Here is a 14026-nt window from a genome sequence, read left to right on the forward strand (position 1 = left end):
GCGCGCTGCAACAGGATCGCGACGTCGACGACGCGGTCGAGGCTTTAGAACAGGCCGAGCGACTCGGCCGCCAGGCGGTATCGCCTTCCTGCAGCGGTATTTCGGCGCACACCGACCACCCGTCGCGGGTGGGGCCGACGTCGATGGCCCCGCCGAGCAGCTCGACGCGCTGGCGCATGCCGCGCAAACCGCGCCCTTCGGGTGACCGGGTGGCCGTCACCGCGGCGGGTAGCAGGTTGGTGACGGCGAGCCTCGCCGATGCGGGTGAAATGTCGAGCACCACACCGGCTTTCGACTCGGGCGCATGCTTGGCGATGTTGGCCAGCGATTCCTGGGTGATGCGGTACAGCGCGAGGCCGACCGCGGCCGAGACGTGATCGGTGGGCCCTTCGACGCACAGCGCGACGGCCAGACCGGCCCGCTGGAAACCCTCGACCAGCAGCGCGATGTCGTCGATACCGGGTTCGGGCACGGTTTGCGCGGCCTTGGTCGGCCAGTTGTCGAGCAGCCCGACGGTACGACGGATGTCGGCCATCGCCTGGCGGCCGAGTCGCTCGGCCTGTTCTAAAGCCTCGACCGCGTCGTCGACGTCGCGATCCTGTTGCAGCGCGCGGCGCGCGCCGGTCACGTGCAGCAGGGTGATGCTGAGCGAATGGGCGATGACGTCGTGCACTTCGCGCGCGATGCGCCGCCGTTCGTCGGCGGCGGCGTGTTCGGCCAGCATGTCCTGCGCCGCAATCTGTTCGGCCAGCAGCAACCGCTGGGTGCGCATCAGGTAACCGAGGAGCCACCCCACCGCGATGAAGCCGAGGTATAACACCACCGCGTCGAGGCGGTGCAGTGCGGAGTCGGCGAGCAGCAGCGCCGCCGCCGACGCAGCAGCCAACAGGCCGACTAGCACCGACGCCAGCGTCGCGACGACCAGGACCATCAGGACCAACAACGCCGGGCCGAAATCGGCGTGAATCGGCGCCGACGTACCGAACAAAGTCAGCGCGGAGGAAGCCGACCAGGTGGCCCACAACGGCCCCGGGGTCATCTTCATGTTGAAGATCAAGAACGCGAACGACGGCGACAACGCCAGGGCGAACGCGGTCAGCGCCACGGGCAGGTCGGAGACGGGCCGCTGCAGCGTCCCGATCACGCCGCCGAGCACCAAGGCGACATCGACGGAGATCAACGCCGCCCAGGTGATACCGACGGGAATCAGCTCGCTTCGTCGGCGAAGCAATTCCCGCAGGTGATCCGCTGCGGCGTGCAACATCGTCCAATCCTAGAAGAGCCCCGTGCGTCGTCACATCCTGCTGCGGGCGGCACCCGCCTCCGCCCGTGGTAGGAGGTAAAGACTGCACTTCGGCACGACGCGCGGTGGGTGGCCGAGTTCCTAACGTCGAGTCATGACATGGACACTGCTGCACGACCGCATGGCCTTCATGGCCCAGGTGATCAAAGCCGCCGAGACGGACCCCGAGGCGGCACTTGCGTTGATCGACAAGTCATCCGAGGTGTCCGAGCTGTTCGGCGACGAGGAGGGCTTGCTGCTCTCACTCGGCCAGCGTTGGATCACCATGCTGGTGGCCAAGCTGGATCAGGCGGCCCACGAGGGCGCGTCGGCCGAGCAGGTGCTCGCCGATCTCGAAGCCGCCGAGCCCGGACTGCACGCGCTGGTCGAGATCGGCACCCGCCGGTCGCTGCGGGTGCGCTCCCTCACCCGCGGCGAGCATGTGGCCGTGGGCCTGTTCGGCGGACCCACCAGCGATCGGCAGACCGTTGCATGACCGAATGGGAAGCCTTGCGCGCCTGACGTCGCGCTACGCGGTCGTCATCATCGGCCTCTGGATCCTGGCGGCCGCCGCGGCCAATCTCGCGGTTCCGCAACTGGAGCGCGTCGTCGACACCCATGCCCGGTCCTTCATGCCGCCCGGCGCGCCCAGCGCCGAGGCGGCCGCCCGAGCCGCCCAGTTGTTCAACCAGACACCCAGCAACAACTTCGTTTACGTTGTGCTGGAACGCAATCAGCGTCTGAAGCAACAGGATCGCCAGTTCTACGACGCGTTGACGGCCTCGCTGGGTTCGGACCAGCGCCACGTGTATGCGGTGACCGACCTGTGGTCGCAGCCCGCCACGGCCGCCGGCGCACAGAGTTCAGACGGCAAGGCGGTCAGCGTGATGGTGCGGCTCGCCGGAATGCTCGGCACCGCGCAGGCGCGCGATTCGGTGGACGCCGTGCGCGGCACCATCCACAACCTCGCGCCGCCGTCGGGCCTGGAAGTCCATGTCACCGGACCCGGCGCCACCATCGTCGACGAGTTCTCCGCGATCGACCGCCAGATGCTCGGCATCACCGCTGCCACCATCGGTCTCATCCTGCTGTTACTGCTGGTGGTCTACCGATCGCCGGTCGCGGCGGCTATACCGCTGATCTCGGTGGGACTCGCCCTGGCTTTGGCGCGCGCCGTCGTCGCCGCCCTCGGCCAGTCCAATGTGGTTGAGGTGTCGCTGTTTTCGGTGGCGCTCATGGCCGCGATGACCCTTGGTGCCGGTACCGATTACGCGATCTTCCTGGTCGGCCGCTATCACGAAGGTCGCCGCAACGGCGTCGCCCCTGCCCAGGCCCTGACGCAGGCCTACCGTTCCATCGCGCCCGTGGTGATCGGATCGGCGCTGACGGTATCGGTCGCGCTGGCGTGCCTGGTGTTCGCGAAAGTCGGTTCGTTCCGCAGCGCCGGGCTGCCCTGCTCCATCGGCATTCTGGCGACCATGGTCGCGGCGCTGACGTTGACGCCCGCGCTGATGAGCCTGGCGATACGTCGCGGGTATCTCGAACCGCGACCGTCCACCACCGCGCGGCGGTGGCGCCGGGTCGGGACGTCCGTGGCGCGCTGGCCCGGCCCGATCCTGGTCGCCGCGCTGGGGTTGTGCCTGCTCGTCGCGCTGCCGTTGGCCGGCATGCGGGTCGGCTTCAACGAGCCCGCCGCGACGCCGTCGTCCACCGACTCCAACCGCGGCTACGCCAGCGCCGGAAGGCATTTCGCGGCGAACTCGCTGTTGCCCGACGTCGTCGCCATCCAGGCCGATCACGACCTGCGCAACCCCGCCGGCCTGATCGCCATCGAGCGAATCACGCGTCACATCATGGCCGTGCCGGGGGTGCGTGCCGTGCAGTCCGCCAGCCGCCCGGACGGCAAGGTTCCCGAACAGGCGACGCTGAGCTATCAGGCCGGTGTGCTCGGCCGCCAGTTCGGGGACACGATGGAGACGCTGACGCAGCGCCTCCGGCGCGTCTCCGAACTGGACGGTGCGCTGGCGCAGACGCAGCGGGCCGTCGACGGGTTGGGCAACGGATTACGCGGCGGCAGTGCAGGATTGGCGGACATGTCCGGCGCCGCCGAAGACATGCGGGCCGGCATGGACGGCCTGCAACGCAACGTCACGACGGTGTCGGGCTACCTCGACCCGTTGCGAGACTTCGTCGGGCGTACCCCCGACTGCGCGGCCAACCCGATCTGCTCGACGGTGGACCGGGTGCTTCAGCCCGTCGACAGCCTGGTGCAGACGTCCACGCGGCTGGGTTCCGGCGCCGCGAAGCTGACCAGCGGCTCGACCACCGCCGCCACCGCGATGGCCACCCTGCCCCAGAGCGTGGCCTCGATGAAAGACGCGTTGGGACAGGCCCGTTCGGCCACGCGCGATTTGCTGACGCTGTCCGACACGCTCGGGCCGCAGATGCATCAGCTGACCGACTACCTGAACGAGATCGCGACGCAATTCCAGGGCAGCGCCGCGGGGGACTTCTACATGCCGCAGCGCGCGTTGACCGACGCCCGGTACACCACCGCGCTGCGCCACCTCATCTCGGAAAACGGTCGCGCCGCATACCTGTTGGTCTATGGCGACGGTTCCGAATGGGGGGCCGATGGCGCTAAGCGGGCCGATCAGGTGCGCGCCGCCATCAAGGAGGCCACCAAGGAGGGGACACTGACTCCGACCGAGGTCGACCTGGCGGGCGTGGGCCCGGTGACGGCCGATCTGCAGCGCTTCGTCGCCAGCGACGCGACGCTGCTGGCGGGCGCCGCGCTGGTGCTCATCTTCTTGATCGTCACGGTCATGCTGCGCAGCCCGGTGGCGGGCGTGGTCGTCGTCGGGACGGTCGTCACCTCCTACGCCTCAGCCGTCGGCGCCAGCGTGCTGATCTGGCAGCACCTGCTGCATCAGGACCTGCACTGGGCCGTGGCGCCTTTCGCGTTCATCGCGCTGATCGCCGTCGGCGCCGACTACAACCTGTTGCTCGCGCTCCGCATCAAACAGGAAGCGGCGGCGGGCCTCAAGACCGGCATCATCCGGGCCTTCGGCGGCACCGGCGGAGTGGTCACCGTCGCCGGCATCGTGTTCGGGTTGACCATGTTGGCGTTGTTGACGAGCAGCGTGCTCAGCGTCGCCCAGATCGGCACGACCGTCGCGGTCGGGCTGTTGCTGGACACTCTGCTGGTGCGGGCCTTCATCGTGCCGTCCATCGTCGCCCTGCTGGGCCGGTGGTTCTGGTGGCCGAGCCCGCTCCCCCGCCGCGCCGCGGCGCCGAGCGTGAAAACGCCGGAGCGACAACGGGTTACTGCTGCGGCGGTATGACCGAGGACGGCAGCCCGACCAGCACGCCTTCGACGTCGCCGTCGACGCTCACCAGCAGGCCGCGCCCCGGCGGCAGGTTCTGGGCACGGACGTTCCGGTTGATCCGGTTCTGCGGGTCGTTGTCCATGTAGAGCTGAGCGACTTTCGCCGAGTTCTGGAAACGCATCCACGGATCCATTTGCAGCGTCGCCCAGTTCGCGCTGTTTCGGGTGGTGAAGACGTGCAACCCGATCTGGCGGGCGCGTTCCATCAGCTTCCACAGCGCCGCTCCCACCGGTGGTTTGGGCGGGTAGCTCTGATCCGGGCGCAGGTCCTGAATGTCGTCGATGAGCACGAAGTGCCGCGGGCCCTCCCACGGCTTGAGCTCGCGCAGCTCCTCCTGGCTCAGGCCTTTCGGGGGCAGCCGCGGCAGCAGGACCTGCTGCGCCAAAGCGGTGATCACCTCGTCGATCTCGTCCTGGTCATAGGCGTACGCACGGACGTAGCCGGGACCGTGCAGATCGCGCAGGCCGTGCGGTGCGGTCTTCGGGTCGATCAGCGTCAGCTGCGCTTCCTCGGGGCTGAAGCGGCTCATGATCGCCTCGCCAATGGCGACCAGCGACAACGTCTTTCCGCAGCCTTGCCGTCCCAGGATCATCAGTCCGGGGCTCTCGCGCAGCTTGATGGGAACCGGCCCCAGTTCGTGGCGCTCGCCGATGGCGAAGGCGATCGAGAGGTCGTCGCCGCTGGGGCGCGCCGCCTCGTAATCCAGGATCGCCTTCAGCGCCACCCGCTGCGGCAGTCGCTGCAGGGTGGCGTGCTTGGTGACCCCGGCGACGTCCGCGATGCGGGCCCCGACGTCGACGATGCTGACGACCGCGCCGGTGGCCGGGTCGGTCAGCGCCGGCACACCGACCCGCAGTTCGTGCAGGCTGTCGGTCAGGCCGAAGCCTGGCCGGTTCAGCGTCCGCCGGGCCGCGTCCCGCGACTCCAGCGACGAGTGCCCCATCTGGCTTTCGCTGGGGTCGGCCAGCCGCAATTGGATTCGCGCCGTGGCGTTTTGCAGCAGGCTTTGGCGCTGCCCGTGAATCCAGCCGCCGGCGCTGCACATCACGTGCACCCCGTATTCGGGGCCACGGCTGCTCAGCGAGATGATGCGATCGCCCAGCACGGTGTCTTTGGAGTACAGGTCGTCGTAGTCGTCGACCACCACGAACACATCGCCGAACGGGTCGTTGGCGTCGGTGCCGCCCAGCCCGTCGCTCCCCGGCCCGAACCGGCGTTCGCGGAAACCGTCGAGGTCGATCTTGAGGCGCCGGAATGAATCCTCACGGGCATCGATCAAGGCGTCCATGCTGCTCAAGATCCGCTCGATGCCCTCGGCGTCCTTCGGCGAGACGATGTCGGTGACGTGGGGCAGCGACGCGGCCTGGGCGAGGGTGGCCCCGCCGATGCAGAAGAACGTCACGCGCGACGGGGTGTACATCGTCGCCGCCGAGCACATCAGCGTCATCAGGGTGGTGGTCTTGCCGCGCTGCTTGGCACCCACCACGATCACGTTGCTGCGCAACGCATCCACCGCATGCACGACCTGCTTGGACTCCTCGGGGATGTCCATGACGCCCACCGGGAACATCAGGCCCGCGTTGTGCCCGTAGTCGACGTGCCACGGCTTGCCCCGGTATCCGGCGACGAGGGCATCAATGGTCTCGGGTTCCTCCAGCGGCTCCAGCCACGGCCGGCGCGGCGAGCGGTGCGGCACCTCATGCAACGACTCGCGCAGCACGTCGACGATCTTCTTCCGCTTGAAACCGTCGTCGTAGTAGAGGAATTCGTCGGGCTCGGCGTCGACGGCGGCGGCCGCCTCCAGCGCCGTGGCATCGGAGGCGTCCAGCGGCTGGAACTGCCAGTTGTACAGCCGCGGCTTGGTCAGCGTCATGTCGACGGTGGTGGCGACCTCCTTGGTCTTGGGCACCACGAACGGCGCGGAGAGGTAGAAGCAGCGGAACGGCTCGAGATCGCGCGGGCCCACCTTCAGCAGGCCGAAGCCGTTTTCCTTCGACGGCAGGTGGTAGGCGGCGTCGCTGCCGATCACCTCGCGGCTGTCGTCACCGGACTCGGCGCGCAGCGCGATGCGAAAGGCGATGTTGGACTTGACCTTCTGCAGCGAGGACAGGTCCAGGCGCTGCCCGCCCAGCATGAAGAAGACGTTGGCGCCGCGGCCCTCCTGGCCGATGTGGATGATGAGGTTGATCCACTTCTCGTGGTTGGCGAACAGCTCCAGGTATTCGTCGACGATGACCAGCAGCACCGGCACCGGCGGCAGGTCGCGTCCGGCGAGCCGGATCTCTTCGTAGTCGTTGGCGTCGCGCGCACCCACCGAGGTGAACAACTCATAGCGCTGTTTGATCTCACCGTCGATGACTCGGCGCATCCGCTCGGCCAGATGGCGCTCGTCCTTGCCGAGGTTCGACAGCGCGGCCACCACGTGCGGGATGCCGAGGATGTCCTGGGCCGCCGACTCGAACTTCATGTCGACGAAGATGACGTTGAACGTTTCCGGCGAGTGGGTCAGCGCGATGCCGTAGACCAACGACAGGAAGAACTCCGACTTACCCGAGCCACTGGTCCCGATGACCACGGAGTGGAAGCCGAAGCCGCCGAAGTCCTTGGCGCGGATGATGATGTTCTGCAGCTCGCCATTGGGTTTGGCCCCGACGGGAACCTCGCACCAGCGCTCGTCGCCCCGGCCGCGACGCTCCGCCCACAACCGGTCGACGTCCAAGTCCCGCGGGTCGCTGATGCCCAGGGCTCGCAGCAATTCGGTTGCACCGCTGACCGAGTCGTTGATCTCGCTGCGGCTGGTCGGCGACCAGCGTGCCATCGCCCGCGCGTAGCGGTAGGCGCGGTGTATCGAGAGTTGATCCGCGTGGGCGAAGAATTTGCCGCGCACCCGCAGCAGCGGGGCCGGGCGGTTGTCCTCGCCGTCGGCGTCAGAGCCGTTGCGGTGCAACGCGATTTTGCCGTTGAACGAGCCGTTGGGTGAGCTGTGGCGTTCGCTGAGGTCGAACACCTGGTCGTCGCCGAAGCCCACGCCGGTGCCGACCCGGGAGGCGATGCGCAGCAGGGTGATTCCCGCCTTACCGACCTGTCCGACCACGCTCTCCCATGCGTCGGGGCTGCCGGTGTTGTCGTCGACGATCACCAGGTGAGGCCCGAGATCTACGGTGTCGGCGCCGGTTTCGAGCGTCGACCCCATCGCCGTCGGGCTGGCCGCGGCCAGCGGTGTCCACGCGCCGCGCTTGCCCTTCATGTGCAGTTCGGCGCCCAGGGCTTCCTCGAGTTCCTCGGGCGTGGCGAAGACCAGCCGCCGGAAGCCGCACGCATCGAAGAGTTCGTCGTGCAGGTTGTGCGGCAGCCACACGATCCACGACCACACCTCGGGATTGCGGGTCACCACCATCAACTTGACGTCGCGCGGGTTGTGGAACACGGCCAGGGAACACAGCACCGAGCGCATCAGCGAGCGCAGCCGGTCCAGGTCCTCGCCTACGAAGCTGAAGCCGGGCGCCGATCGCAGGTTGACCACCTTGGCAATGTCGCGAATCTTGCGCTGCTCCAAGATGAAATCGCGCAGCGCCTGCCCGGTCACCGGTTCGAGCTCCTCATCGGAGGCGATGTCGGGCCAGGTCACCGAGAGCACCGAATCCGGCGCGTGCTGCACACCGGTGCCCAGCCGCACCTCGAGGAAGTCGGCGTCGCCGCGCCCGCGCTCCCACATTCGCGGGCCGCCGATGATTGCGCCCAACCCACGAGGATCGGAATGCACGAAGTTCTGCCATTCGCGCTGCGCACACACCGCGGTCTGAATCTCGTCGCGGTTGCCGTCGAGGTCGCGCAGATAGCGGCGACGGCCCTTTTCCATTTCACCCCAGGTGATTTTGCGGGCGCGGCCGAAGCGGCCGGAGAACGCCAGCATGCTGAATGCGCCGATGCCCATCAGCGGGAAGAAGCCGGTGGTCAGGCTGCGCACGCCGGAGACGTAGAGCATGACGATGGTGCCGATGAGCGCCACGATCAGCGCGGGCACCCCGATCATCACCCAGATGTTGCGCGGCTCGCGCTCCGGTAGCGCGATCGGCGCGCTGGGCGCCACCCGGACCGGTTTCGGCGGCTCGATCTTGACGCGGTTGATGGGGAACGCTTTCTTGGACATTCTCTAGCCTCCCGGCTTCGCCGATGTCGTCACCACAGCCACCTTGCCGAGCGCCGGTACGGTGTCCCGCGCCACCAGCGCTGCCTCCCTTGACAATGCGGGGCCCGCCGCGAAGGTCCGCAGCAGCGGCCAGGGCGCCTGCACCGCCGACCCCGGGTCAAGGCCCAGCGCGCGTAACGTCGTGTCGTCGTTGGTGATGCCGAACCGCACCCCGTTGTCGGACACCCAGAACAGCGACTCCCGGGAGTCGGAGGTGACCACGCCGCTGGTCGATGTCACGAAATTCGCCGCACCCGGCAGCACCAGCACCTGGTTGGCGACCACCGATGCCGGGTCGCGGTCATCGCGTACCAGGTGCACGATGCGGTTGTCGAGGTACGACGGCGTGGGAAGTCCGCGTCCGTTGTAGACCATGACACGTGCCTGCGGGTCGGTCGAGCCCTTCTCCCAACCGACGCAAGTGGTCGGATCCGCCGCGGTGTCAACGAAGTTCAGGCGCTTGGTCGGGTAGTAGTCCACCGCCAGCGAGTTCACCTCGGGGATGTTGACCAACACGTCGGGAGCGACCACGCGAGGTGCCGTGGAACCGTAGGAGTTGGCGCTGCGCAGCAGGTCGGCGACGAAGCTGGTGATCTTTTGGACGCCGTCGGGCAACAGGACGTAGAACTGTTTGCCGCCGCTGGCGGTTTGGGCCTGCAACACCGCGCCGACCTGCGAGCCCGACACCCACGTCGACGGGGTACCCGCCAGGGGCACCGCGGGGACGCCGAGCGGTTCCGTCGCGGGCAGCGCGTCGTAGAGGGCCCGCGAAATCTCCACCGGCAGCGTCACTCCCGGGTCGAGACCGAGGCTCAGGGTGATCGCCCGGTTGGACGGATCGATCTGGGAGCGCTTGCCTCCCCAGATCACGAAGGTGTTGCCCTCGAACGTGACCAGCACCCCGGCGTCCTCGCTCAGCGGTGTGGCGCGGTCGAAACCGTCGAGTGGGCCGGCGATCGAGGTCACCACCGGGCGTTCCGGGCTGCGCGGGCGGCCGGCTGTATCGCAGACCGCCCACGCCGACGTCGCGCCCCGATGGACCGGCATCGCCGCCGGCGCTCCGGGGATGCCGACCAGCGGACCGGTCGGATACTTCGCTATCTCAGTGGGTTTCACCCACGTCGGCTGGTTTGCGGTGCCCGTCGCCAGGCGCGCGGAGGTCAAATTCAGCACGGGGTACAGCCTGCCGTCGATCCTGGCGTACAGCGCCCCGGAATCACGGTCGCCGATGATCGCCGAATCCCCCACGATGCCAGTGGGTTTCAGGACGTTCAGCAGCAGCATCCAGCCCGAGGCGATGGCCACCAGCAGGATCGACAGCACCAGCGCGGCGGTCTGCTTGCGGTCGTCGTGCTTCATGCGCACGGAGAAGCGGGTGGTGGCCGCGCGCAGGCGACGGTTGTAGAACAGGTGCCCGGAGTTCTGGTCGCGGTTAGACAAACTCAGCGGCATGCTCAGTACCCCTTGGGCGCTCGGTGAGGATCGGCCTGCTGAATCCGATCGGCCAGATTCGAAGCGTCGACGGCGACGCCGTAGCGGCCCATCGCATAGTTGATGAACGCGCACGCCTGCGCCACCAGGTTGTGGATGTCGCGCGAGGTGCCCGGCTGGTGATAGGCCGCGAACGTCGGCGCGATGAACTGCCAGGCACCCTTGCTCGGCGTGCCCCGTGCCGCGTTGGAATCCCAGCCGTTGACCGCGTTCGCGTCGTAGTTGGACTCGCGGCGAGCGACCAGGTCCATGCCGCGTTCCCAGCGAGCCCGGGCCGCCGGATCGTGAATACCCTTGATGTCCAACGCTTTACGGATAGCCGCCAACACCGCCGCGCGTCCGTTGCCCTGATTGCTGTGCATCGACCGCCCTTGCAGGTAGTGCAGGCGCCGCAGCCGGCGCGCGAGCAGCCTTGCCCGGCGGCGCGATCCGGCGACGTGCCGGTGTTGGGTCCGCAGCCGGGCCGCCATCCGGGCGACGGCCTCGCGGCGCCCCATCGGTGTATCGGCCGCCGGCGTCGTATCGGTCAGGGCCGCGTCCAGGTTGACCCTCGTCGCCGCGCGGCCGTGCGCGTGATCGGACCGCGCCGCGGCGATGATCTGCCCCAGCGCCCGATCGGCATGGGCCAGCCGAGCCAACTGTGTCATCGCGGCGCCCGACCGTGCGGCCGCCGTGGCGGGCAGGCCACTGTGCCGCTTCATCGCCTCGGCGTATGCCTGCGTCTGCGCCGGTGCGTCGCCGATCCCGTCGTCCCGCGTGGGTCGCGCGTACAGATTGTGGGCGCGCGACAACGCCGTGACCGCTTGCATTTTCAGGGGATCGGTCACCGACGTCCCCGCCCTAACCCACCTGTGCGCCCTGTGGGCGCCGCATCCGTGCCGGACACTTCGCGTTAGTACTCCCACACCCTTCTGGCCGCGTTTTCCGCGGTCGCTGCAGACGTACCAATAGCATGCACGTATCGACAGTTCTGCTGTCAATAACGGGCAATCCCAGATGACCCGCGCATTGGGGCTTGGCCGGCCGCGATTACGTAGCGACCCTACTGCCGCGCGAATTACCCGACCACTCACTTTTCGGTGGGCTGTTTGGTGGGCTATTCCTTCGGCTCGTCGTCGGACGGCATGATGACGATCCGGCGGTTGGGCCGGTTGGTGACGACGGTCGGCTTTGCCTCGCCGGACTTGTTGCCTGGGGCGCTCGGCGGCACCGTCAAGCGGCCCTTGATCGGCTGGCCGTTGGGCACGCCCGGGGCCGTGATCCGCTTTTCGACCGGGCTGTCCTTCTTGCCGCCTTCGCCGCCGGCGCCCATCGCGCCCGGGGGCATCATCGGCATGCCGGTCATGCCGGATTGGCCGGGCATGGCGGGCATGCCACCGGTCGGCGGCATCATCGGCGCTTTGGCGGCCGCGGGCGTCGTCGGCGGAGACGACGTCGGCACCGGCGGCGGGCCCAACGAGCTGGCCGGGGTGGTGCCACCACCGCCGAGGCCAGCGCCGCCGCCACCGGAACCGCCGCCAAGTCCAGCGCCGCCGCCACCGCTGCCGACGCTGTCGACCAGGTGCGCGTCGTTAACGAGCCCGGCGCCGTGGGCGCCCTGGACTGCGCTCATCAGCGGCTGCAGGGCGCTCTGACCCGCCTGCATCGCCTGCTGCGGCAGCTGCGTCAGCGGTCCCATGACGCCACCGATCGCCCCGCCGACCGCACCGGTCACGCTCTGCAGCATCTGCTGGATCATCTGCATGTCCTGCTGGCTGTTCGCCTCGTTGGCAGGGAACTTGGCTTCCGCGTCAGCGGCATGGGCGCGGCGATCCGCGTCTGCTGCGGCTGCGTCGGCTGCGTCTTTGGGGACCCCGGCGTTTCCGACTCCTCCGACTACCCCTTGCCAACCGTCGACAATGGAGGAGCCGCCCGGTGGATTTGGCCCCGGGCCGGGCACCGCCGGTGGAACGCCGTCAAACTTCGTGCCGGGCGTATCCCTGACTCGTGGTCCCACAACTCACCTCCACCCCGCTCGCAAATTCCCAAGTCCATCAAACATGCATTCGCATACAAGCCCATTTTGACACAGCACGACGAAATCGCTATTCACACCGAATCCGGACTAGCGGTGACTCGGCTGACTGATTACGTCAAACCAGGCCAGGTGATAGTTGGCGAGGTACTCGTGTCCATCAATTAGCGCCTCGATAGCCGCTAGAAGCATCCAATCCGCCACAGCCGCTGGATTGTGGTCTGGATACGCTGCCAGCACCGCGTGCTGGACGTCAGCGACGCGTTCGCGCAACATCTCGGTTTCGCTTTCGAGTACACCTGTCTTTCGCACCGCTGGCGCGGCTATAGCCTGCGCGATCCGCGGTAGACCATCGCGGCGGCGCACGGCCTCCACCAAAGTGGGGCCGAGTTCATCGACCTGTGGCGCGGCCGAACGGGCAGGCCGATCACCGCTCAGCACGGGCTCATCCGAAGTCGGTTCGGGAACATAAGTGTTGGCGTGATGCGCAGCCACGACCGTGATGGCGCCGAGCAAATCTACCAAGTTCGCGTCGTGGCGTCGCGCCGTTGGCTCGAGCAAGGTCACGTGGGCGGGCAACCGAACATGCGGCGGAATCCACCCGCCGGCGAGGTCGGTGACCAACAGCGTCGTGACGCCGTCATCGCGCAATCCTGCCGCCCACGCCAGCCGCGGTTCCTGGCGGGCTACCGCGTCGACAATCCGCTGTAGCCGTTGCTGTTCGGCCGTCCTGGCGGAGACCGTGCCGGCGGCCGCGCCCGTTGCCGCTGAAGCTGCCGATGCGCCAGCCATCGTCGATGACCCCGCACCGGCTTGGCCCGCGGCGGCTCCTGAGGCCGTCCGCTCAACCGGAGAAACAAGCGGCCCACCCGCGGAGGGCGATGATGCCGGCGAAGACGCCACGGGTGCTCCGGAGACCGGGCCGGCAGGCGTGGAGGGTATAGACGGGGGCGCCACCACTGGTGGACGCAGATCAGACCCGTAAGCGGGCAACGACCCTGAGGGAATCGACGAACCGCCGCCAATGGTCGGTGCGGGCGACGACCACGATGCCCCTGTCATCACGGGCGCTACTGGAGCGCCGGCGGTGGCCACCGGAGCGGGGGATGCGGCCGGAGGCGCGTCGGCGGGGGTTGCTGTAGGTATGAAGGCCCCGGCGCTCGGCGCGGTCGGCGTCACTGCTGGTGTCGCCTGAGGAGTTTGAGGCCCGCCAGCCTCCATCGCTTGTAGCGGCCCCGCTGTAAACGCTTGTCCGCCAGGTCCTGTCGCCTGGCCGGTCGCCAATCCCGACGTGAACGCTTGCCCTAACCCAGGCTGCAGACCCTGGCCGAAGCCGGCAGGCGACGCAGGGATGCCGCCACCATGTACACCAGGAACGCTTGGTGAAACCGATCCACCGCCACCGGGCATTGTCACCCCGGTGGGCGGCGCTGACGAAGCGCCGGGGAACGTTCCAGTCGCTCCCTGCGTGCCACCAAACGGGGATGGGCCGGGCGAGGGTCCGTGGCCTGCCCCACCTGGGGGCGCACCCAATGCCTGTTTGGGACCGAAGGCCGGGTCTACCGGTCCACTATCAGGCGATGGTGCGTCCGCCCCTTGTTTGCCACCGAAAGCAGGGGGCTCCGGCGAATTCAGATCCTGCTGGCTGATTTGTTTAGGTG

8 protein-coding genes are annotated in these 14026 nt (G+C 68.2%); 2 read left to right on the forward strand and 6 right to left on the reverse strand.

All coding sequences use genetic code 11. From position 1 onward, the window contains the following. A partial coding sequence (locus A5646_RS10130) for a sensor histidine kinase (protein ID WP_231998280.1) occupies positions 1-1264 on the reverse strand: 1264 nt, incomplete at its 3' end. Positions 1265-1397: 133 nt separating this feature from the next. Between A5646_RS10130 and A5646_RS10135 the strand changes: the two genes are divergently transcribed. Beyond that, positions 1398-1778: a hypothetical protein gene (locus tag A5646_RS10135; RefSeq protein ID WP_066861933.1), complete on the forward strand. Its 381-nt coding sequence runs from the start codon at positions 1398-1400 to the stop codon at positions 1776-1778. 4 nt (positions 1779-1782) lie between these two features. Further along, positions 1783-4626: an RND family transporter gene (locus A5646_RS10140; RefSeq protein WP_369806927.1), complete on the forward strand. Its 2844-nt coding sequence runs from the start codon at positions 1783-1785 to the stop codon at positions 4624-4626. Here the strand turns inward: A5646_RS10140 and eccCa are convergent. The 5 genes from eccCa to A5646_RS30385 all read right to left on the reverse strand — a co-directional run bounded on the left by eccCa (position 4607) and on the right by A5646_RS30385 (position 13157). Beyond that, positions 4607-8821, reverse strand: coding sequence for a type VII secretion protein EccCa (gene eccCa, locus A5646_RS10145; protein WP_067021516.1), 4215 nt, complete (start codon positions 8819-8821; stop codon positions 4607-4609). The genes A5646_RS10140 and eccCa overlap by 20 nt on opposite strands. A 3-nt stretch (positions 8822-8824) precedes the next feature. After that, a complete protein-coding gene (gene eccB, locus A5646_RS10150) occupies positions 8825-10312 on the reverse strand; it encodes a type VII secretion protein EccB (RefSeq protein ID WP_067021518.1) in 1488 nt (495 codons plus the stop codon). A 2-nt stretch (positions 10313-10314) separates the two neighbouring features. Beyond that, positions 10315-11160: a DUF4226 domain-containing protein gene (locus tag A5646_RS10155; protein ID WP_067021519.1), complete on the reverse strand. Its 846-nt coding sequence runs from the start codon at positions 11158-11160 to the stop codon at positions 10315-10317. A gap of 287 nt (positions 11161-11447) precedes the next feature. Beyond that, positions 11448-12251 (reverse strand): hypothetical protein, encoded by an 804-nt coding sequence (locus tag A5646_RS10160; RefSeq protein WP_067021531.1) that lies wholly within the window; start codon positions 12249-12251, stop codon positions 11448-11450. A gap of 204 nt (positions 12252-12455) precedes the next feature. Continuing rightward, positions 12456-13157, reverse strand: a complete 702-nt coding sequence (locus tag A5646_RS30385) for a DUF5631 domain-containing protein (RefSeq protein WP_067021520.1) — start codon at positions 13155-13157, stop codon at positions 12456-12458. Between the last annotated feature and the right edge of the window lie 869 nt (positions 13158-14026).

The organism is Mycobacterium sp. 1245499.0 (genome assembly GCF_001673615.1).
Taxonomy (GTDB): domain Bacteria; phylum Actinomycetota; class Actinomycetes; order Mycobacteriales; family Mycobacteriaceae; genus Mycobacterium; species Mycobacterium europaeum_A.